Origin of the sequence: Lederbergia galactosidilytica (genome assembly GCF_017873565.1) — a bacterium.
Taxonomy (GTDB): Bacteria; Bacillota; Bacilli; order Bacillales; family Bacillaceae_C; genus Lederbergia; species Lederbergia galactosidilytica.
Genome location: NZ_JAGGKH010000009.1, coordinates 1 through 20,017 on the forward strand (window position 1 = coordinate 1; position 20,017 = coordinate 20,017).

14 protein-coding genes, 21 tRNA genes, 2 rRNA genes and 1 pseudogene are annotated in these 20,017 nt (G+C 41.3%); 29 read left to right on the forward strand and 9 right to left on the reverse strand.

Annotation, left to right across the window (positions count from 1 at the left end; all coding sequences use genetic code 11):
• The 23 genes from J2Z23_RS10650 to J2Z23_RS10760 form a co-directional block, all read left to right on the forward strand.
• Positions 1-132, forward strand: a 23S ribosomal RNA gene (locus tag J2Z23_RS10650); the annotation flags it as partial.
• A gap of 338 nt (positions 133-470) precedes the next feature.
• Positions 471-586: ribosomal RNA gene (gene rrf, locus J2Z23_RS10655) — 5S ribosomal RNA — on the forward strand.
• A 6-nt stretch (positions 587-592) separates the two neighbouring features.
• Positions 593-668: transfer RNA gene (locus J2Z23_RS10660), tRNA-Val, on the forward strand.
• Positions 669-682: 14 nt separating this feature from the next.
• Positions 683-758 (forward strand) — tRNA-Thr (locus tag J2Z23_RS10665).
• Positions 759-763: 5 nt separating this feature from the next.
• A tRNA-Lys gene (locus tag J2Z23_RS10670) sits at positions 764-839 on the forward strand.
• A 25-nt stretch (positions 840-864) separates the two neighbouring features.
• Positions 865-946, forward strand: a tRNA-Leu gene (locus tag J2Z23_RS10675).
• Between the two features lie 29 nt (positions 947-975).
• Positions 976-1,050 (forward strand) — tRNA-Gly (locus J2Z23_RS10680).
• A 6-nt stretch (positions 1,051-1,056) separates the two neighbouring features.
• A tRNA-Leu gene (locus J2Z23_RS10685) sits at positions 1,057-1,142 on the forward strand.
• A gap of 6 nt (positions 1,143-1,148) precedes the next feature.
• Positions 1,149-1,225 (forward strand) — tRNA-Arg (locus J2Z23_RS10690).
• Between the two features lie 78 nt (positions 1,226-1,303).
• Positions 1,304-1,377: transfer RNA gene (locus J2Z23_RS10695), tRNA-Pro, on the forward strand.
• A gap of 12 nt (positions 1,378-1,389) precedes the next feature.
• Positions 1,390-1,465: transfer RNA gene (locus J2Z23_RS10700), tRNA-Ala, on the forward strand.
• A gap of 21 nt (positions 1,466-1,486) precedes the next feature.
• Positions 1,487-1,560, forward strand: a tRNA-Met gene (locus tag J2Z23_RS10705).
• Between the two features lie 8 nt (positions 1,561-1,568).
• Positions 1,569-1,645 (forward strand) — tRNA-Ile (locus tag J2Z23_RS10710).
• 13 nt (positions 1,646-1,658) lie between these two features.
• Positions 1,659-1,751 (forward strand) — tRNA-Ser (locus tag J2Z23_RS10715).
• A gap of 15 nt (positions 1,752-1,766) precedes the next feature.
• Positions 1,767-1,840 (forward strand) — tRNA-Met (locus J2Z23_RS10720).
• A gap of 4 nt (positions 1,841-1,844) precedes the next feature.
• A tRNA-Asp gene (locus J2Z23_RS10725) sits at positions 1,845-1,921 on the forward strand.
• Positions 1,922-2,024: 103 nt separating this feature from the next.
• Positions 2,025-2,100: transfer RNA gene (locus J2Z23_RS10730), tRNA-Phe, on the forward strand.
• A 21-nt stretch (positions 2,101-2,121) separates the two neighbouring features.
• Positions 2,122-2,197, forward strand: a tRNA-His gene (locus tag J2Z23_RS10735).
• 14 nt (positions 2,198-2,211) lie between these two features.
• A tRNA-Gly gene (locus tag J2Z23_RS10740) sits at positions 2,212-2,285 on the forward strand.
• An 11-nt stretch (positions 2,286-2,296) separates the two neighbouring features.
• Positions 2,297-2,373 (forward strand) — tRNA-Ile (locus tag J2Z23_RS10745).
• Between the two features lies 1 nt (position 2,374).
• Positions 2,375-2,446 (forward strand) — tRNA-Asn (locus J2Z23_RS10750).
• Between the two features lie 58 nt (positions 2,447-2,504).
• A tRNA-Ser gene (locus tag J2Z23_RS10755) sits at positions 2,505-2,595 on the forward strand.
• 14 nt (positions 2,596-2,609) lie between these two features.
• Positions 2,610-2,681 (forward strand) — tRNA-Glu (locus J2Z23_RS10760).
• Positions 2,682-2,762: 81 nt separating this feature from the next.
• Here the strand turns inward: J2Z23_RS10760 and J2Z23_RS10765 are convergent.
• Both J2Z23_RS10765 and J2Z23_RS10770 read right to left on the reverse strand, forming a co-directional pair.
• Positions 2,763-3,509 (reverse strand): TraR/DksA C4-type zinc finger protein, encoded by a 747-nt coding sequence (locus tag J2Z23_RS10765; RefSeq protein ID WP_057982222.1) that lies wholly within the window; start codon positions 3,507-3,509, stop codon positions 2,763-2,765.
• Positions 3,510-3,758: 249 nt separating this feature from the next.
• A complete protein-coding gene (locus J2Z23_RS10770; protein WP_057982219.1) occupies positions 3,759-4,682 on the reverse strand; it encodes a 1,4-dihydroxy-2-naphthoate polyprenyltransferase in 924 nt (307 codons plus the stop codon).
• A 287-nt stretch (positions 4,683-4,969) separates the two neighbouring features.
• On the opposite strand from J2Z23_RS10770, the gene J2Z23_RS10775 reads away from it, so the two are divergent.
• From J2Z23_RS10775 to menC, 6 genes are all read left to right on the forward strand, one after another.
• Positions 4,970-6,334, forward strand: a complete 1,365-nt coding sequence (locus tag J2Z23_RS10775) for an isochorismate synthase (RefSeq protein WP_057982217.1) — start codon at positions 4,970-4,972, stop codon at positions 6,332-6,334.
• Positions 6,331-8,070, forward strand: coding sequence for a 2-succinyl-5-enolpyruvyl-6-hydroxy-3-cyclohexene-1-carboxylic-acid synthase (gene menD, locus J2Z23_RS10780; protein WP_209973928.1), 1,740 nt, complete (start codon positions 6,331-6,333; stop codon positions 8,068-8,070). The genes J2Z23_RS10775 and menD overlap by 4 nt, the downstream gene beginning before the upstream one ends.
• Complete coding sequence (menH, locus tag J2Z23_RS10785; RefSeq protein ID WP_057982213.1) at positions 8,067-8,924, forward strand: 2-succinyl-6-hydroxy-2,4-cyclohexadiene-1-carboxylate synthase; 858 nt, start codon at positions 8,067-8,069, stop codon at positions 8,922-8,924. The genes menD and menH overlap by 4 nt, the downstream gene beginning before the upstream one ends.
• A complete protein-coding gene (gene menB, locus J2Z23_RS10790) occupies positions 8,890-9,708 on the forward strand; it encodes a 1,4-dihydroxy-2-naphthoyl-CoA synthase (RefSeq protein WP_057982211.1) in 819 nt (272 codons plus the stop codon). Before menH ends, menB begins: the two co-directional genes overlap by 35 nt.
• A 927-nt stretch (positions 9,709-10,635) precedes the next feature.
• The gene (locus J2Z23_RS10795) at positions 10,636-12,123 is read left to right on the forward strand and encodes an o-succinylbenzoate--CoA ligase (protein WP_057982210.1); all 1,488 of its coding nucleotides are present in this window, start codon (positions 10,636-10,638) and stop codon (positions 12,121-12,123) included.
• Entirely contained in the window at positions 12,120-13,226 is a 1,107-nt protein-coding gene (menC, locus tag J2Z23_RS10800) for an o-succinylbenzoate synthase (RefSeq protein WP_057982208.1), read from the forward strand. The genes J2Z23_RS10795 and menC overlap by 4 nt, the downstream gene beginning before the upstream one ends.
• Before the next feature lie 59 nt (positions 13,227-13,285).
• Here the strand turns inward: menC and J2Z23_RS10805 are convergent.
• From J2Z23_RS10805 to J2Z23_RS10835, 7 genes and pseudogenes are all read right to left on the reverse strand, one after another.
• Positions 13,286-13,390: pseudogene (locus J2Z23_RS10805) on the reverse strand (DUF1540 domain-containing protein); the annotation flags it as partial.
• 97 nt (positions 13,391-13,487) lie between these two features.
• Positions 13,488-14,423: a metal ABC transporter solute-binding protein, Zn/Mn family gene (locus J2Z23_RS10810; RefSeq protein WP_057982206.1), complete on the reverse strand. Its 936-nt coding sequence runs from the start codon at positions 14,421-14,423 to the stop codon at positions 13,488-13,490.
• A gap of 151 nt (positions 14,424-14,574) precedes the next feature.
• Entirely contained in the window at positions 14,575-14,823 is a 249-nt protein-coding gene (gene yidD, locus J2Z23_RS10815) for a membrane protein insertion efficiency factor YidD (RefSeq protein ID WP_057982204.1), read from the reverse strand.
• Between the two features lie 641 nt (positions 14,824-15,464).
• On the reverse strand, positions 15,465-17,009 hold the full coding sequence (locus tag J2Z23_RS10820; protein WP_057982202.1) for a hydantoinase/oxoprolinase N-terminal domain-containing protein: 1,545 nt from the start codon (positions 17,007-17,009) through the stop codon (positions 15,465-15,467).
• A complete protein-coding gene (locus J2Z23_RS10825) occupies positions 17,006-18,100 on the reverse strand; it encodes a DUF917 domain-containing protein (RefSeq protein WP_057982199.1) in 1,095 nt (364 codons plus the stop codon). The genes J2Z23_RS10820 and J2Z23_RS10825 overlap by 4 nt, the downstream gene beginning before the upstream one ends.
• Positions 18,100-19,368 carry a cytosine permease gene (locus J2Z23_RS10830; RefSeq protein WP_057982197.1) on the reverse strand — a complete coding sequence of 423 codons (1,269 nt, stop codon included), beginning with the start codon at positions 19,366-19,368 and terminating at the stop codon, positions 18,100-18,102. Before J2Z23_RS10830 ends, J2Z23_RS10825 begins: the two co-directional genes overlap by 1 nt.
• On the reverse strand, positions 19,361-19,945 hold the full coding sequence (locus tag J2Z23_RS10835; RefSeq protein WP_057982195.1) for a TetR/AcrR family transcriptional regulator: 585 nt from the start codon (positions 19,943-19,945) through the stop codon (positions 19,361-19,363). The genes J2Z23_RS10830 and J2Z23_RS10835 overlap by 8 nt, the downstream gene beginning before the upstream one ends.
• Positions 19,946-20,017 lie beyond the last annotated feature (72 nt).

Below are 20,017 nucleotides of genomic sequence, written 5' to 3' on the forward strand. Positions count from 1 at the left end.
CCCCCCTCAAGATGAGATTTCCCTGGCTTTATAGCCTAAGACCCCTGAAAGATGATCAGGTTGATAGGTCCGAGGTAGAAGTGTGGTGACACATGTAGCTGACGGATACTAATCGGTCAAGGACTTAATCAAATAAAAAGCGTAGGTGCCTGTTTAGCGACGTATAAATTTAAAGGCTTCTGACGAGATAAAGGAAACACGATGAGCCCGTAGCGTGAATCGATGTTGACTTATCGTAGGAAGAAACCGTAAATTTACTAGTCGCTAGGCACCGGAGCTAGATTCAAAAGTGTAGCTTCTCTATGTCTTCTTCTTTATCTGGTTTTGAGAGAATAATTTTTAAAAAACTCTTGCTTTCTACATAAAAATACATTATAATATATAATGTCGATTGATAAGGAAAGAATTTCCGGTAAAACATTTTTAAAATGTTTTTGATACAGAAGATAGTATAAGGAATACAAATATAGTCTGGTGGCAATAGCGAAGAGGTCACACCCGTTCCCATCCCGAACACGGCAGTTAAGCTCTTCAGCGCCGATGGTAATAAGGGGCTTCCCCTTGTGAGAGCAGGACGTTGCCAGGCAATAATGGAGGATTAGCTCAGCTGGGAGAGCATCTGCCTTACAAGCAGAGGGTCGGCGGTTCGAACCCGTCATCCTCCACCATTAATCAATATTATGCCGGCCTAGCTCAATTGGTAGAGCAACTGACTTGTAATCAGTAGGTTGGGGGTTCAAGTCCTCTGGCCGGCACCATGGACGAGCCATTAGCTCAGTCGGTAGAGCATCTGACTTTTAATCAGAGGGTCGCAGGTTCGAATCCTGCATGGCTCACCATTTAATTGTTATCCCAATTCATCGAGCGGGTGTGGTGGAATTGGCAGACACGCTAGACTTAGGATCTAGTGCCGCAAGGCGTGGGGGTTCGACTCCCTTCACCCGCACTCAAAACATTTTACAAACACCCAAATCTGCGGAAGTAGTTCAGTGGTAGAACACCACCTTGCCAAGGTGGGGGTCGCGGGTTCGAATCCCGTCTTCCGCTCCAGATTATGCCGGGGTGGCGGAACAGGCAGACGCACAGGACTTAAAATCCTGCGGTAGGTGACTACCGTACCGGTTCGATTCCGGTTCTCGGCATTTTTAGCGCCCGTAGCTCAATTGGATAGAGCGTTTGACTACGGATCAAGAGGTTAGGGGTTCGACTCCTCTCGGGCGCGCCAATTCTAAAAAAGTAGAATTTGGAATAATAATGGTTTACCAAATTTATAACATCCAACATTCTATTTCTCACATTAAAACGGGAAGTAGCTCAGCTTGGTAGAGCACTTGGTTTGGGACCAAGGGGTCGCAGGTTCGAATCCTGTCTTCCCGATTATTCTTTTATGGGGCCTTAGCTCAGCTGGGAGAGCGCCTGCCTTGCACGCAGGAGGTCAGCGGTTCGATCCCGCTAGGCTCCACCATTAATGTGAAAACAACCATATGGCGGTGTAGCTCAGCTGGCTAGAGCGTACGGTTCATACCCGTGAGGTCGGGGGTTCGATCCCCTCCGCCGCTATCAACAAGGGACCTTTAGCTCAGCTGGTTAGAGCAGACGGCTCATAACCGTCCGGTCGTAGGTTCGAGTCCTACAAGGTCCACCATGTTTTTATTCCTGGAGGAATACCCAAGTCTGGCTGAAGGGATCGGTCTTGAAAACCGACAGGCGGGTCATACCGCGCGGGGGTTCGAATCCCTCTTCCTCCGCCATATACATTTAATCGTCGCGGGGTGGAGCAGTCTGGCAGCTCGTCGGGCTCATAACCCGAAGGTCGCAGGTTCAAATCCTGCCCCCGCAATCATGGTCCGGTAGTTCAGTTGGTTAGAATGCCTGCCTGTCACGCAGGAGGTCGCGGGTTCGAGTCCCGTCCGGACCGCCATTTTCATTACATAAACTTATTGTTGAATGAAAGGTTTAGGATAAGCGAGAAGTTCGAGAAAGCGAACGAAAAGATTCGAAGCTTAGCGTAAACCGTAACTTAAGGCTCAGTAGCTCAGTCGGTAGAGCAAAGGACTGAAAATCCTTGTGTCGGCGGTTCGATTCCGTCCTGAGCCACCATTTTTAAAACGATGCGGTATGGCGGCTATGGCGAAGTGGTTAACGCATCGGATTGTGGCTCCGACACTCGTGGGTTCGATTCCCACTAGTCGCCCCATATTATATTGTTTTGCGGGTGTAGTTTAGTGGTAAAACTACAGCCTTCCAAGCTGTTGTCGTGGGTTCGATTCCCATCACCCGCTCCATTTTCTACTAAGGGCCTATAGCTCAGCTGGTTAGAGCGCACGCCTGATAAGCGTGAGGTCGGTGGTTCGAGTCCACTTAGGCCCACCATTCCGCAGTAGCTCAGTGGTAGAGCTATCGGCTGTTAACCGATCGGTCGTAGGTTCGAATCCTACCTGCGGAGTTATACCTAATATTTTCTCCGGATAATGAAAGTGATATTGCTTTATTAAAAGTTTTACGGGGAAGTACTCAAGAGGCTGAAGAGGTGCCCCTGCTAAGGGCATAGGTCGCGTAAGCGGCGCGAGGGTTCAAATCCCTCCTTCTCCGCCATTACATAATTGCAAGGCCCCTTGGTCAAGCGGTTAAGACACCGCCCTTTCACGGCGGTAACACGGGTTCGAATCCCGTAGGGGTCATCCTAAAAAGGTAACAACTTATTTTAAAAAGTTGTTACCTTTTTTATTGCCATTAATGAAAATATTTCATACAAACCGTTCTCAATCTGAATCATCATCATCAAGATAGCTGTCTTTTTCTTTATAGGGGATATCTCCTAAGGGAGACTCCATTCCAGTATCATCTAATCTCTCTTCATATTCTTCCTTCTCATCTATTTGTAGAGTACTCCTATGATCTCCACTAATATCTGTCACACTAAAGGTTTCATATTCTTCCTGGGTTCCATCTTTACTTTCATCTTGATAAAGCTCGTTATAATCGTCATAGTCACCAACAAAATCTGAAGGAGTTTCCGATGTTCCAAACTTTGCTACTTCTTCAAAGCTATCTTCATAATCTTTTACAGGACTCCTTAATCGATAGGAAAAAGAATTATCATGGGCAGGCTCTAAGACATCTTCTTCAACGGGACGGTCACCAGGTACTCTTTGTTCTGGCGAATGCTCAATACAAAAGGTAGTGGAAGGAAGCGCCTCTAGACGCTCGTAAGGAATGTCTTCCCCACATACTTCACATTGCCCATAAGTTCCTTTTTCCATCGCTTGTAAGGCATGCTCGACCTTACCTAACTCATCCTGAGCATGTACAGATAAAGCCATATCTTTTTCTCTTTCATAAAAACCTGTTCCTGCATCTGCAGGGTGATTATCGTAAAGAGAAAGTTCTCCAATATTTTCGTGGGCACTTCGATTCCGAAAGCTATCTTCATCATCTGTAATTTCCAGCCGTTTCTTCTGTTCCAATAGTTCTTCTTTTAAATTTGCCATTTGCTCTTTTTTAATCATCACGGCACATCCCTTTCAAGTCTTCAAATGTAGTATAAACACTTTTTAAAATGCTAATCAGGATACTCTAACTTTAATCATTCCTTATTATTTTCCTTTATTAAAAAGATAATAAACATAAATACTCTAACCATGAATAATAAGTCCCTTAAAAAAATCTTTTCAACATAGCCATTTATACAAAAAAAATTTAAAGGCATAAAAATAAGTGTAGACAAAACTATTTCTAATTTTGTCTACACCTATAATTTAGATAAAGAAACTTATAATCAGTCCAACAGACATTAAGAGTCCATAAAAGGTATTGGTTTTCGCTGTAGCGACCATTGCTGGCATCATTTCTAATGGTTCTGTTTTTCCCATAAATCCTTTTACAGCTTCAATGGCTTTTGGAAGGCTTAAAAAGGTAATAAATAACCAATAAGGTGCTTCAGTAAAGATTGTCATAAAAATGATCCAAACATAAGAAAAAGCAAACATAGTAGCTAGTAATTTAATGGCATTGTTTCTACCTATAAGAATTGCGATCGTTCTTCGGCCACTTTCTTTATCATCATCTAAGTCGCGAATATTATTGGAAAGCATAATACTTCCAATCAGTACTGAAATTGGTATGGAAATGAGGACGCTTTGTTGGGAAATTGTTGCCATTTGGATAAAATAAGCGATTTGAATAATGACAAAACCCATAAAAAATCCTGACATGAACTCACCAAAAGGACTGTAGGCAATTGGACGTGGACCGCCTGTATAGAAATATCCGACAAGCATACACACAAAGCCGATTACAGCAATCCATAAACTCGTGCTTAAGGAAATATAGACACCTAACAGGAGTGCAATACCAAAAAGGATAAAAGCTAAATTTAAAACGGTTTTAGGCTTTACGCCATTTCGAACAATAGCTCCTCCGATTCCGACGGATTCCTCATGATCAAGTCCTCTAGCAAAATCAAAATACTCATTAAACATATTAGTAGCAGCTTGAATTAATAGACTTGCGATCATCATAGCTAGAAATAAGGGAATATGGACGGCATGGTCTTTTGCCGCTAAAGCTGTTCCAAGAAATACTGGAACAAATGCTGCTGTTAAGGTATGTGGTCGTGCAAGTTGCCACCAAATTCTCCAGCCTTTATCTGCTTGTATAACAGAACTAGTCTGTGCTTTCATAGAAATGTCTCTCCTCTAATAAACGATAATATAATGAACTTATGGAAAAATAAATAAATGATAACTAATAATTATTAGGGTCAAAGGCTAATACGCTATACTACACATCTTCGCCTTTATAAGCACCTCTTATAAAGTTTATGAAAAGTGTCACAAAGTGTCAATCCTTTCCGATTAAATATTGTAGGGAAATGATTTCCTAAGCATGAACACTACATTTAACACCATACTTCATATATAATAAAGAAGAATACAGATATTAGAATGTAGCTTTAGGAGAGATTGATTTGAAGACAATATTATCCCCAAATCGCCGTGAACAATCTGCAACAAACGAACGGGGCAAACTTTTTAGTTATACAATACCAATGGATCCATGTGATCTTTTTGTTTTTTATCAGTCCCAACGCACTTCTTCAACAGGACAGAGATTTTATTGGAAAAATTCTGATGGGTCATTCAGGATAGTTGGAAGCGGCATTGCGGCAACTTTTACAAGTAAATCTCCTGAGAGGAGATTTGAACATATTCAACAACAATGGGACAAATTATTGCAAGATGCCCATATTGAGAATAAATACGACATTCCTGGAACGGGACCATTATTATTTGGTGGTTTTTCTTTTGATATCGATCAGATACCTGCCGATGAATGGTCCAGCTTTGGTGATTCTTTGTTCTATTTGCCTGAAATGATGATCACTTGTTTGGACGAACAATACTTCCTAACAATGAATCAATTTGGCGCACTAGACCAGCGTGAGGGAGAATTCCTAAAACAATGGGTCAAACAAATGAAAGGAAAGCCTAATCCTTTTCCAAAACTGTTAACCCAGAAAGAATATGATGTAGAAGGATGGCTCCAAAGTGTTGAAGAGGTTGTCGATGAATTGCAAAATACGGATATGCAAAAGGTCGTATTGGCTAGAAAATTACAGCTCGATTTTGCAGAACCATTACAATCAGAGACGATTATCGATCAGCTATTATCTGAGCAACCAAGTAGTTATGTATTTTCTATGGAAGCGGAAGATAGCTGTTTTCTCGGTGCCTCCCCAGAGCGATTAGTTGAAAAAGTGAATCAACGAGTTTTATCAACTTGTTTAGCAGGATCAATTGCCCGGGGGAAAAGTGAACAAGAGGACAAGAAATTAGGAAATGACCTATTGCATGATTCAAAAAACCTTTTTGAACATGGGTTAGTAGTTTCGATGATTGAGGATGCGTTACGGCCTTTTTGTGAAGAGTTGCTCATTCCGAATCAACCTAACTTAATGAAAAAGCCTTATATTCAACATTTATACACTCCTGTAGAAGGAAGAGCAAAAAAAGAAAGTTCCATTTTTGCGATGGTTCAATCCCTACACCCTACTCCTGCATTAGGTGGGGTACCTACAAGACCTGCCATGAAGATGATTCGTGATAAGGAAAACATGGATCGCGGTTTTTATGGAAGTCCGATCGGTTGGACAGACTATCGTGGAAATGGCGAATTTATCGTCGGAATTCGTTCTAGTCTTACAAAAGGGAGCTCAGCCTTTTTATATGCGGGCTGTGGCCTAGTATCTGACTCCATTGCGGATAAAGAACTTATTGAAACACGGATTAAATTCCAACCAATGTTACGTGCCTTTGGAAAGGAGAGCTTATGAATACACATCAACAAGCTTTAACTGAGTATTTAGCTGCTTTTATTACTGGACTTTTTCAAACAGGCGTCAGGGATGTAGTGATTAGTCCTGGCTCTCGCTCTACTCCACTTGCTCTGTTAATGGTAGAGCATCAGGAGCTTAACACATATATAAATATTGATGAACGCTCAGCTGGCTTCTTTGCGCTTGGTCTTGCCAAAGCATCAAAGTCGCCTGTTGTCTTATTATGTACATCAGGAACCGCAGCAGCTAATTACTTTCCAGCTGTTGTTGAAGCGAACCTGTCGAGAGTACCACTCCTTGTGTTAACGGCAGATCGTCCACATGAATTGAGAGAGGTCGGTGCACCACAAGCGATTAATCAACTTCATTTATACGGTCAACATGTGAAATGGTTCGCTGAGATGGCATTGCCTGAAAATAGTAAGGAACAACTTACCTATTCAAAAATGGTTGCTCATCGTGCTGTAAAAGAATGTAAGAGCCCTGTTTCAGGGCCTGTACATGTGAATTTCCCTCTCCGTGAGCCCTTGCTTCCAGCGCTTGATCCTTACCCATTCTCAGAGGAGCAAGTAGACTACGAAGTTGTAGAGGGAGAATTAGTAGTGCCAGAGGTGACAATTGAGAGAATAGCCAAAGACATCAACCAGTCTCAACAAGGATTAATTATTTGTGGACCAATGGACGAACCTCTCTTTTCTAATGCAGTCATCGAGTTGGCCGAAAAATTAGCGTACCCGATTCTAGCAGACCCATTGTCCCAGCTTCGATTAGACAACTCGCTGATCATTGACAGTTATGATGCGATTTTGAAAACGGAGAGTGTGTTAGAGAAATTTCAACCGGATTTTATTTTACGTTTTGGAGCCATGCCTGTATCGAAACCACTATCACTCTTTACGAAAAAACACCGGGGGATCCCACATTTTGTTGTGGATGGACAGGCAGGGTGGAGAGATCCTTATCAGCTTGGTACGAAAATGATTCAAATGGATGAGACGGCATTTTGTCAACAAATGACGAAATATGTAATGAAAAATGAAAATAATAAATGGTTATCACACTGGCAGCAGATAGACCACTTGGCGAAAATGGCGATTAAGGATCATATGTCAGCTGAACAGGAATTGGAGGAAGGGAAAGTCTTCTATGAGCTCTTCCCATTACTACCAAAGGAAAGCGCGATTTTTGTCGGGAATAGTATGCCGATTCGTGATGTAGACAGCTTTTTCCATAAAAATAATCGCGACATTACCGTCATGGCCAATCGGGGCGCCAATGGAATTGATGGCGTTGTATCTACAGCATTAGGGGCTTCTGTCTATCAACAACCATTATTTTTATTAATTGGTGATCTATCCTTTTTCCATGATATGAATGGGTTGCTAGCAGCAAAATTGTATGAATTAAATATCACGATTATTATCGTAAATAATGATGGGGGAGGGATTTTCTCCTATTTACCACAGGCCGAGTCAAAGCAGCATTTTGAAGTTTTATTTGGTACACCAACAGGCTTGGATTTTCACCATGCTGTTCAATTATATAATGGTCAATATACGAAAATTACAGATTGGGATCATTTTTCTGATGCAATTCAATCAGCAGCGCAGCATCAAGGCTTAAATGTCATTGAAATTCCGACAGATAGGGCGAAAAATCTGACTTCTCATCGGAAAATGTGGGATCAAGTTTCCCGGGAAATAACGACTTTCTTACATGGTGTAGAAAAATGATGATACATGTGAATGGTGTAGATTATTTCTATAAGATCCAAGGGAGTGGGCCACCTCTATTAGTTTTACATGGCTTTACGGGGGATCATTCAACTTGGAGTGATTTTGCTGAATGGATGCAAGATCATTATACGATACTCAGCCTTGATCTACTAGGTCATGGAAAAACAAGTGCCCCCATTCATTGCGATCGTTATGAGATAAAACAAATAGCGAATGATCTAGCAACTATTTTAACGGAGTTAAAGCTGGAAAAAGTTCATTTGCTCGGCTATTCAATGGGAGGAAGATTAGCGTTGACTTTCGCGATTCTTTTTCCTGAGAAAGTAATAAGTCTAATTCTAGAAAGTGCATCACCAGGATTAGCCTCACAAGAAGAAAGAGACGCCCGAATTTATCAAGATGAAGAATTAGCGCAAATGATTGAAAAAAAAGGTATTAAGCCATTTGTCGATTATTGGCAGAATATCCCTCTATTTTCGACACAGAAAAATTTACCAAAAGCTATTCAGGAAAAAATTCGCGAGCAACGCTTGCAACAAAATTCATTGGGGCTTGCTTGCAGCCTACGAGGGATGGGGACAGGGCGACAACCTTCATGGTGGCCCAATTTAAACACTTTGATGATACCTGTGCAATTGATCTGTGGAGGCAAGGATCCGAAGTTTTTCCGGATTGCGAAAGATATGATAAAAGTAGTCCCAAATGCGAAAATGACGGAAGTCCCACATGCTGGCCATGCAATTCATGTGGAGGATTTAAAAAGTTTTGGTACAATAGTAAAAGAGTTTCTATTAAATCTTGAAGGGAGTTTAGAAGATGACGATTCAATGGACAAGCAAAAAAGAATATGAAGATATTTTATATGAAACATATAATGGCATTGCTAAAATTACGATCAATCGACCTCATGTACATAATGCATTCAGGCCGGAAACCGTGTCAGAACTTATGGATGCTTTTGCCTATGCCCGTGATGACAAAGAAGTTGGTGTGATTATCTTAACAGGAGCAGGGGAGAAAGCGTTCTGCTCAGGTGGAGATCAGAAAGTACGAGGACATGGTGGTTATGTAGGTGGAGATAATATTCCCCGCTTAAATGTTCTTGATCTCCAAAGACTTATTCGTGTAATTCCAAAACCAGTCGTTGCCATGGTTGCCGGCTATGCAATTGGTGGCGGACATGTTCTTCATGTTGTTTGTGACCTAACGATCGCTGCTGATAACGCTGTGTTTGGCCAAACTGGTCCAAATGTGGGAAGTTTTGATGCTGGATATGGCTCAGGCTATTTAGCTCGCATCGTTGGACATAAGAAAGCGAAAGAAATATGGTTCCTTTGCCGCCAATACAATGCACAAGAAGCACTAGATATGGGCTTAGTTAATACAGTAGTACCACTTGATCAATTAGAGGCAGAAACGGTGAAATGGTGCGAAGAAATGCTTGAGAAAAGCCCAACTGCTTTACGTTTCCTAAAAGCAGCATTCAATGCTGACACCGACGGTTTAGCGGGTCTCCAACAACTAGCTGGAGACGCTACTTTGCTTTATTACACAACAGATGAAGCTAAAGAAGGTCGCGATGCTTTTAAAGAAAAACGTAAACCAGACTTTGATCAATTCCCACGTTTTCCTTAATCGTTGTAATCAGACTTGGTGGCATGCCACCAAGTCTTTCTTTAAGAAAAAAGACTATATAATAGGGATACAGTTTGAAACTATCATAGCCCATTCTTATCATTTATTACCATGCCGAGGTTCGTGGACAATTCTTAGAGCTCAAAACTAAGTGAAAAAGTCCAAAAAGATCTTAAGAGCCATTTTATGAACCCGAAATCATGAAGGTGGGAAGACTCCGAAAAGGGAGCATAGAGTCCTTGTATGTACGCGAAACTGGTGGGAAGACTCCGAAAAGGGAACATAGAGTCCTTGTATGTACGCGAAACTGGTGAGAAGACTCCGAAAAGGGAACATAGAGCCCTTGTATGTACGCGAAACTGGTGAGAAGACTCCGAAAAGGGAACATAGAGCCCTTGTATGTACGCGAAACTGGTGGGAAGACTCCGAAAAGGGAACATAGAGTCTTTGTATGTACGCGAAACCAGTGAGAAGACTCCGAAAAGGGAACATAGAGCCCTTGTATGTACGCGAAACTGGTGAGAAGACTCCGAAAAGGGAACATAGAGCCCTTGTATGTACGCGAAACTGGTGGGAAGACTCCGAAAAGGGAACATAGAGTCTTTGTATGTACGCGAAACCAGTGGGAAGACTCCGAAAAGGGAACATAGAGTTTTTGTATGTACGCGAAACCAGTGGGAAGACTCCGAAAAGGGAACATAGAGTCTTTGTATGTACGCGAAACCAATAGGAAAAATCCATGGGATTCATAGAAACCTTGTATAATCTGAACACAAGGAGAGAAATTCAAAGAAGATCTATGATGTTCCGGTAAAAACGAGGCTATGTCTTAGAAAGCAATACTTATCATTAAAAAACAGGAAATCCCCCATTATAGTCGTTATGAAAAAGCAATCCAAGATTTTTTACAGAAAGTGAGTGAAAACAATGGGAGAGAGGATCCCTAATTGGCTTTTACAACGAAGTCATATTAGCCCCAATAAATCCGCATTAATATTTGAGGATCAAGTATGGACCTTTCGAGAAATGCAGGAAATCGTCCAAGATTTACAAGAAAAGCTGATGACATGTTTAAAAAAACAGGATCGCCGTGTCGCGATTTTAATGAAAAACCATCCAAAAATGGTGTGGTTGATTCATGCCCTTCAGCAGCTGGAAATTGAAACGGTCTTTTTAAATCACCGTTTAACACCAGCCGAATTAGGGTTTCAATTGCGGGATAGTCAAGTGGAACTGCTTTTTTATGATGTGACTTTGGCAGAGATTGCGAATGAACTCTACGCTGAAAATCCTCAACTTCGGATATATTCAACTACCCAATATGAAGAATTCCCCAATCAGCAACTAAAAAGCAGAGCTGAGTATGATCTAGCAGCAATTTGCTCGATTATGTATACCTCAGGTACGACAGGCAAGCCAAAAGGAGTTCAGCAAACCTATGGAAATCATTGGTGGAGCGCCATCGGTTCCTCCCTTAATCTAGGCCTGCAATCCAATGATTCATGGCTTTGTGCTGTTCCACTTTTTCATATTAGTGGTCTTTCTATTTTAATGAGAAGTGTTATTTATGGGATGCCTGTTTATTTAATGGAACAATTTGATGAGGAAAAAGCCAATACTCTGCTTCAATCAGGGCAAGTGACGATTATGTCCGTTGTTACCGCTATGCTAAGCCGCATGCTTGAGACACTCGGCACAAACACCTATCATACTCATTTTCGCTGTATGTTACTCGGGGGAGGACCGGCCCCATTGCCACTTTTGGAGCGCTGTGTTGAAAAGGAGATTCCTGTGTTTCAATCGTATGGCATGACAGAAACATCATCACAAATTGCGACCTTAAGTCCAGAGGATGCTTTTAAAAAATTAGGTTCAGCAGGGAAGGCACTGTTTCCAGCGCAAATACGGATTATAGATCAAAATGGACAAGAAGCCAAGGCGGAAGAACCTGGGGAGATTCAATTAAAAGGTCCGAATATTACCAGTGGATATCTGGCTCGGCCTGAAGCCAATCAAACCTCTTTCGAACAAGGCTGGTTCAAAACAGGGGATATCGGTTATCTTGATGAAGAAGGGTTTTTATATGTATTAGACCGGCGCTCAGATTTAATTATTTCGGGGGGAGAAAATATTTATCCAGCTGAAATTGAGGAAGTGCTTATAGGACATGACGCCGTTAGGGAGGCTGGTGTTACAGGGGGAAAAGATGAAATCTGGGGACAAGTGCCTTATGCTTTTGTCGTTATGAGAAAGCCTATTTCAGAGGCAGAGCTCATTCAATTTTGTCGTACTCACCTAGCGGCATATAAAGTTCCGAAAAAAATAATGAAAGTTGAAACTTTACCAAGGAATGCCTCCAATAAATTATTGCGGCGCAAGCTATTAGAATTTCTAGAAGAGGAGAAACATTCATGATCGATATAGAAAAAGCACAGGTCTCTATTGTCTCCATCCCATTAAAAAAGCCTTTTTCCACCCATTTGGGAGTAGTGCGCGAGCGGGAAGCGATCATGATAGAATTATGGGATCGTGAAGGTGAGGTTGGTTATGGAGAAACAGTTGCGTTTTCTTCACCTTGGTATACCGAAGAAACAGTGAAAACTGCTTATCATATACAAAAAGATTTTATTTTACCAATGGTCCTGAAAAAAAAGTTTGCTCATCCACGGGAATTTGCTTGTGAATTTTCCAGCCTAAGGGGAAATCCAATGGCCAAAAGTGGAGTTGAAACAGCATTATGGGATTTGTACGCCAAAAAACAAGGGCAGTCTCTTTCTAGGATACTTGGCGGGACGCGTAATGAAGTGCGGGCTGGAGCGGTTGTGGCTACACAGGATGTCACAGAGGCTCTAAAACAGATTGAGCAGTTTACTGAACAAGGGTTTGAACGCATGAAATTAAAGATTAGTCCAGCCAATGACCGCCAATTTATCCAGGCGATCAGAAAGGAGTACCCAAAAACTCCTTTAATGGTTGATGCTAATTCCGCTTATACATTGGAGGATATTGACCAACTCCGTGCATTGGATGAATTTGAACTGCTCATGATTGAGCAACCCCTTGGAACAACAGATATCGTTGAACACGCTATTTTACAAAAGCAAATCAACACGCCAATTTGCTTAGATGAAAGCATTACAAATGTTCATGATGCGAAAAGTGCGATTCAACTAGGCAGTTGCCAAATTATTAATATCAAAATCGGCCGTGTTGGGGGACTCGCGATTGCCAAACAAATTCATGACCTTTGCCAAGAACATCAGCTCCAAGCCTGGTGTGGAGGCATGATTGAATTTGGTATTTCGAAAGCTTATAACTTAGCTTTAGCTTCTCTTCCAGGCTTCACTCTCCCAGGCGATCTCTCATCTTCCACCCACTATTGGCAAGAAGATATTATCACGCCCGCGATTGAAATGGAGCAAGGAAAAATCTCTGTTCCCACTGTGCCAGGGCTTGGTTTTTCCATAAATGAACGTCGATTTGACGAAGTATGTGTACATAAAGAAATGATCAAGTAAAAACCCGAGCAAAAGTTTCTTTGCTCGGGTTGGAGGGCAAGGACTTAAGCCGTTGCTTCTTATCTCTTCTTAAATGTCTGACAATCTGTTTCTTCTTCAGATGCTGCTTTTTTACCGTGTTGACTAACGACATAAATGCGATCAGCACTACATTGATTTTCAGCTTTCCAATAATGGTAATTTTAGGCCCACACGATGTGGGTCACAAAGGCGTTGCGGCAGGATGTCGCTTATTTAGCCTTTGATCCTTAAGAGAAACATTTATTGGTTCAAAGCTTTTTCTAAGTTTGTTAAATTTTTCTCCATTAAAGTAAAATATGTTTCATCATTTTTGAGATCATCTTCTGTCAATACAGCTAAATTATGAATAGGCAGCAGTTCAGTCCCGGTTTCCTTTTGGATAATTTCAGCAAGATCGGAATTTATATTTTGCTCAGCAAAAATATAAGGGACCTTTTCTTCATTTATTGTATCGACGATTGCTTGTAGTTTCTTTTGTGAAGGTTCTTCTGTAGAAGAAATACCGGCAATTGCAATTTGTTCAAGTCCGTAGCGACTTTCCCAATAACTATAAGCTTTATGTGCGACAACAAATTGTTTTCGTTTTGCTTGCTTTGCCATCGAAGCAAAATCTTGGTCAAGCTGCTCTAAGTCAGTGGCTAAAGCTTGAAAGTTTTCTTCATACTCCGCTTGATGGCCGGGATCTACTTCCGTTAATTGCTGTAAAATTTGTTCGGCCAATTCTTTTGCGTAAACTGGATCAATCCACAAATGCGGATTCACATCCCCATGATGATGTTCATCTTCATCATCCTGTTCAGTATGGTCCTTATGATCAACATCAATTTTTTCTCCAATGGCAGCAATATGGACATCTTCATTTTTTAATGTGTTCTCCGCTTTTTGCGCAAAACCTTCCAAGCCATGGCCAATATAAAAAAATAAGTCGGCATCTGCTAGCTTCATCATATCTTTTTGGGAAGGCTCAAACGTATGTTCATCAGAGCCTGGAGGATAAATGGAATGCACAGAAACCTGTTCGCCACCAATTCTTTCTGTAAAATATTTTAACGGATAAACCGTTGTATAAATGGTTAATTTGCCATCTTTATTTTTCTGTTGTTCATTTCCGCAAGCCCCTAATAGTAAAATAAAAATAGTGAATAGGACTAAATAAATATATTTGTTTGTCTTCATTTCTTCCTCCTCTCACCTTAATAAGAACGGTTACGATTTAAGGTACGAAGAATAGCATAGCTGATTTTTACGAAAAAGGCAATATGTTTTTGAAAGTTCATGAAGGGAATTTTTGGGCAAGAACGAATAAATCCAGCCTTTTTCTTGAGTCTCATTCAGAATGCTGGTGCTTTACTTTATCTATTTTATCCGGGACAGGATCCATTCCACCTGGATGAAAAGGATGACATTTTCCAATCCGTTTAATCGTGAGCCAGCCACCACGAATCGCTCCAAAACGTTGGATCGCTTCTAACCCATATTGCGAGCAAGTGGGATAAAAACGGCAGGTTGGGGGCTTTAAAGGTGAAATAAACTTGCGATAAAACCGGATAAGATGTAAAAAGATTGATTTTAACATATAGTCTTCTTCTTTCTGAGATACTGTTTTAATATTAGTTTAACATATGATTTAAGAAGAAGGCGATTTCTACAATTTACTAAAAGCAGAGAGAAAAATGGATCAGCGAAAATTACTTGCATGGCAACCAGTTAAACATGTCTTGGGGCAAATTACCAAAGCGCATTTAAATATACAAATCATGCCTTTATGTGAATTAATCGATATTCCTAGGCGCAATGCAGTAAGGAAGTCGCGCAATCCCCAGGAAAGACGCGCAAAGCAGTAAGGAAGTCGTGCAATAGCCGGGAAAGAAGCGCAAAGCAGTAAGGAAGTCGCGCAATCCCCGGGAAAGACGCGCAATGCAGTAAGGAAGTCGCGCAATCCCCAGGAAAGACGCGCAATGCAGTAAGGAAGTCGCGCAATCCCCAGGAAAGAGGCGCAATGCAGTAAGGAAGTCGCGCAATAGCCGGGAAAGAGGCGCAATGCAGTAAGGAAGTCGCGCAATCCCCAGGAAAGAAGCGCAATGCAGTAAGGAAGTCACGCAATACCCAGGAATGATCCGCTATAAAGTAATGAGGAGCTGTAATTCCCCTGGAAAAAACAAGAGCTTAAGACCATATGGAGATAAAAGTACAGCCCACTGGTCTTAAGCTCTATTTTTACAATTTCAATGGCCCCGCCGCTTTCACCCTAACGAGGATCGCATTGCCGGGCATGTAGGCAAGGGGAAAGTCTTCTAATTGAATGATGTCAATTTTATCTGGATTGGCTCCTGCCTCAATCGCGGTTTCGATCGCCTCCGCCTTAGCTTCTTCAATGGCTTCTTGATGGGATTGATTGTCTAATGTATAAATCCGTTCAACGGTGCCGCTGATATCTCCAAGGGCCGCGCCAATCGCATTGGCGACACCGGCATGGGCTGGACGAATGACCCGACTGGCTCCTTGTAAATCTTTGGGCATTAAAGACGCGCCACCACCAACTAAAACGACTGGTAAAGCTTCTGCACTTGTTTTCATTCGATCAATCGCTTGTTCCACCATCTCGACAAGATTAGGATAAATCGCATCAATTGGATAAGAATCAAGTCGTTCGCGTTTTGTTCCATCAATCGTCATAATGCCGGCACCAATCGCTACATCTGTTGCCGTTAATTCTTCGCCTCCAAAGACAATCGCTTTTTCGGTTAATTGATGGCCGACACTATCAGGGCCAATTTTCCAAGCACCATCTTTAAAATGAATCCGAGTACCACCACCTAGACCGATCGAATAAATATCCGGCATCCGATAATTGGTGCGAACACCTCCGACTTCCACCGCGAGTGATGTTTGTCTTGGAAAGCTATTACTTAGCACACCAATATCGGTCGTTGTCCCGCCAATATCGACGACAATGGCATTCGGCTCTTGCGAGAGATGAGCGGCACCACGAATCGAGTTTGTCGGTCCACAAGCAATCGTGAAAATTGGATACTTTTGGGCAAACTCATGCGTCATTAAGGTTCCATCATTTTGCCCCAAATAAATCTGTGCATGAATATCTTTATCTTGTAATGCTTGTTGAAAGCCTAATGTGACATGCTTAATTGTGTTCATTAAAGCTGCATTTAAAATTGTCGCATTTTCGCGTTCAATTAAACCAATCGAACCAATTTCACTTGATAGTGACAATGGAATACCTGGTAATTTTTTTTCTAAAAATGCAGCGACTTCCTTTTCCTGTTCATTTAAAACAGGGGAGAAGACACCAGATATGGCAATGGAATCAACGTTTCCACGAAATTGTTGGACAGCTTGTTCAAGTTCCTCATATTGAAGAGCCGCAATGGGGGTACCATCATATTCATACCCACCATGAACAAGCACTGTCGTTACTTGTAGGTTCTCAACTAAATCCTCCGGCCAGCCGATCAAAGGAGGAACGGTTGTCCCAGAAGGTAAGCATAAGCGAATAATGCCTACTTTATTTAACGCCTTTCTTTCAACAATCGCATTGGTGCAATGAGTTGTGCCTAGTGTTGCAACTTGAATTTCTTTTCCCTCGATCTTTGTTTCTGTTAGTAAGGCATCAATCGTCTTTTCTATTCCTGTAAAAATATCAGCAGTTGTCGCGTGTTTCGCACTGCCTAATACTTTATTATCTGTGTTTAAAAGAACACCATCTGTATTCGTTCCACCAACATCAATTCCGAGTCTAATCATTTGTTTGCATGCTCCTTCACTAATGATTCTAATGGCTGATAATCATATGGGTACTGAAAATAATGAGGACCCGCTGTTTCAATTCCAATTGGACTGCGCCATTTTTCATGAGCAGGGAATGCGACAACGACAACTCTAGCTCCGTATTTTAGACCCTCTGTTGTGATTGGCATACCAGTCTCTTCATCTAAGACGGCGATTAAATCAGGAGTCATCGCGATCGGTTTTCCGTTTAGTTCTGCTAGTAAATGCTCATTTTGGAAATGTAAGGTGCAAGCCTGTTGAGAAAAATCATCTGTTCCAGCAAACTGGGCAATCCCGCGGGTAAAGCCACCTTGAATGCCTCTTTCGATGTGAGTCGCTTTTCCTTTAAAAAGCCGATACCCCTTCAATAATCTCAGCATTTGTTCAATTGGATGAGTGGAAGCTGTTCGGGTTTGTGATAATAAAGCACCGATTTCCTGTGCCAGTGTGAGTGTGCCAGGGATCACGCTTTTCTGCGCTTGTTCCCCAGTGATCCCATAATCACAAACAATGGAAGAACCACCCATGGAAATAGTAATATTACGAGCTAATTTTTCACTCCAAAATCCATCGATTGGCTCAATTGTGACAGTATTGCCTTGTTCATCTCCAATTGTGACGATTTTTGGCTTTAATCCATCTAGGTGGAAAGTGACCATCTGTGCTTCTGGAAAAGCTCGTCCCATAGCATCTCCATCTAAAATCGGGATTCGATTCATTGCCGCAACAGCGACAGGAATTAAAGAATTAACTCCACCTACTTCAATCGGCATCACAACATCTGTTTTTTTGCCACAAGCCTTTTCATAGGCCTGTAATGGTGCTGATAATTGCTCAAAAGAAGGGATTTTCTCAACTAACACACTAGGTGAGCCCATTCCAGAAGCCGGTAGCACCCAATCATTTTCATTTAATTCATCGACCGATACCACTTGGACTGGACCGAATTTTTTAATTGCGGATAATGCCATCATTTTTCCAATATAAGGATCTCCGCCTCCACCAGTACCAAGGACAGTGGCACCTATTGCAATATTTTCAATATCTTTCTCATGTAACCATCTCATTAGATTGCTCTCCTTTGTTTCATTAGAATTAAGAAAATAGCTTGGAATAGAAAGGCAATAAGAAAACTATCAACTGAAGAAATCGTTGTTAGAGTGAATAGTTCTAAGCCAATTGGCCCTTCCATTGTCAACCAGCTGATGAAAGTTCCTAAAGCCCAAGCAAGTAAGGGTAGCATTTTGACTGCTTGGTGGTTTTCTTGTTTGAATAATTTTTGTCCACCAATATAGTAAGAAGCTGTATAAACCCCGCCGATAGGAGCAATAAACATCGTCATAATCGTTAGAAAATCTATGAAATAATCATAAATACCTAAGACAGCAAGTAAAGTTCCGATAACTCCGGCTATGATGGTTAAGACTACCTTATTCGTTTTTGAAAAAATCACAGCTAAACTTAATCCAGATGAATAAGCATTATTTGTATTGGTCGTCCATTGTGCAAGAATTAATACTAAGATTCCTGGAATACCTAATCCGACTGTAATCATAATCGTTGTTAGATCACTCTCATCCATAATTCTTGAGAGGATCATTGCAATCACAATCATAAAACTGTTCCCAAAGAAAAAACCAAAGAAAGAAGCTAGAATGGCATCTTTTTTTGTACGAGCCCATCTTGAGACATCAGGTGAGATTACCGCTCCTACTACAAAAACACTAATAACAAGAGAAATGGCCATCCCCATTGAAAAGACATTTTCTACTGGTGCTGATAATTCACTTGCACCATATTTTCTAATCGCTAGAACGACTGATAAAACAACCAAAATTAGCAGTAATGGTACAGACCATGAACTAAGCTTCTCAATTGCACGATATCCCAGAACAGCTGTAGTCATCATTAAGATCCCGCCAATACCAGCTAAGAGGGGAAGAGGAATCTCCCAGCCAGCCACTCCTTTGATGGCCGCAAAGGCATTTTCTGCAAAAAAACCTGTTTGAACACCAAACCAACCTAATAAAGAGATTGCTAGAAAGAGGGAGACAAACTTGGCACCATTTGCCCCAAAAGTAAATTTAGAAATCATCGATGTGGATAATCCAGTAACAGCACCAACGTAGGCACAAAAGGCTGCTAATACGCCTAAAATGGCGGAGCCAATAACAACTGAAATTAAGGCATCTTGAAAATTCATGCCAGCGCCTAATTCTGCCCCAAATAACATTGCCGATAGATCGATCCCAACGGCAATCCAAACTAGGCTAATGGAATACCATTTTTTTCTTTCATTTATAGGAACAGGTTGTCTTTCGTAATCATTATTCATGTTGTATACCCTCCAATAGTTTTCTCATCATTTCATTCGCTTGTTTTATTTGTTCCTGTAGGGTCTCATCATCATAAAGATTGATTTCCCAGAAGATTCCGTCCATAAGAAGTACAAATTGCTTTGTGAGCATTTTCGCCTCCGTTTCAGTCAAATGGGGAAGCTCCCTTTTGGCGAGCTCTGCTAAGGAATCCAACATCCATGTATCAAAAGTTTTCATATGCTCATGAAGAAACTGTTTCATTTCCGCAGGCGGTGAAGCTACAAGTGAAATATAAGCGTTTGTTTCTTGCATATGACTCTTATGATAAGCAACTGTTCCAGCTAACAAAGAATTGAAAATTTCTAGAATGCCAGCATCTTTTGCCGCATCTAAAATTCCTTTCATTTGCTCAAAATGAGACTGCAATAACTTTTGAAAAGCGGCAATAAACAATTCTTCCTTATTTTTGTAAAAAAAGTAGATAGAAGCTGGCTTAATTCCTACCTCTTTAGCGATTTTTTGCATCGTAGCTCCATGATAATTAAACAGAGAATACTGATGAATCGCAGCTGCTAAAATTTTGTCTTTAGTCAAAAAATTCACCACCTAATGATTGTTAGGTTAATAGTATAGCATGTTTTGGCGAATTTCAAGTGGTTTTTTATT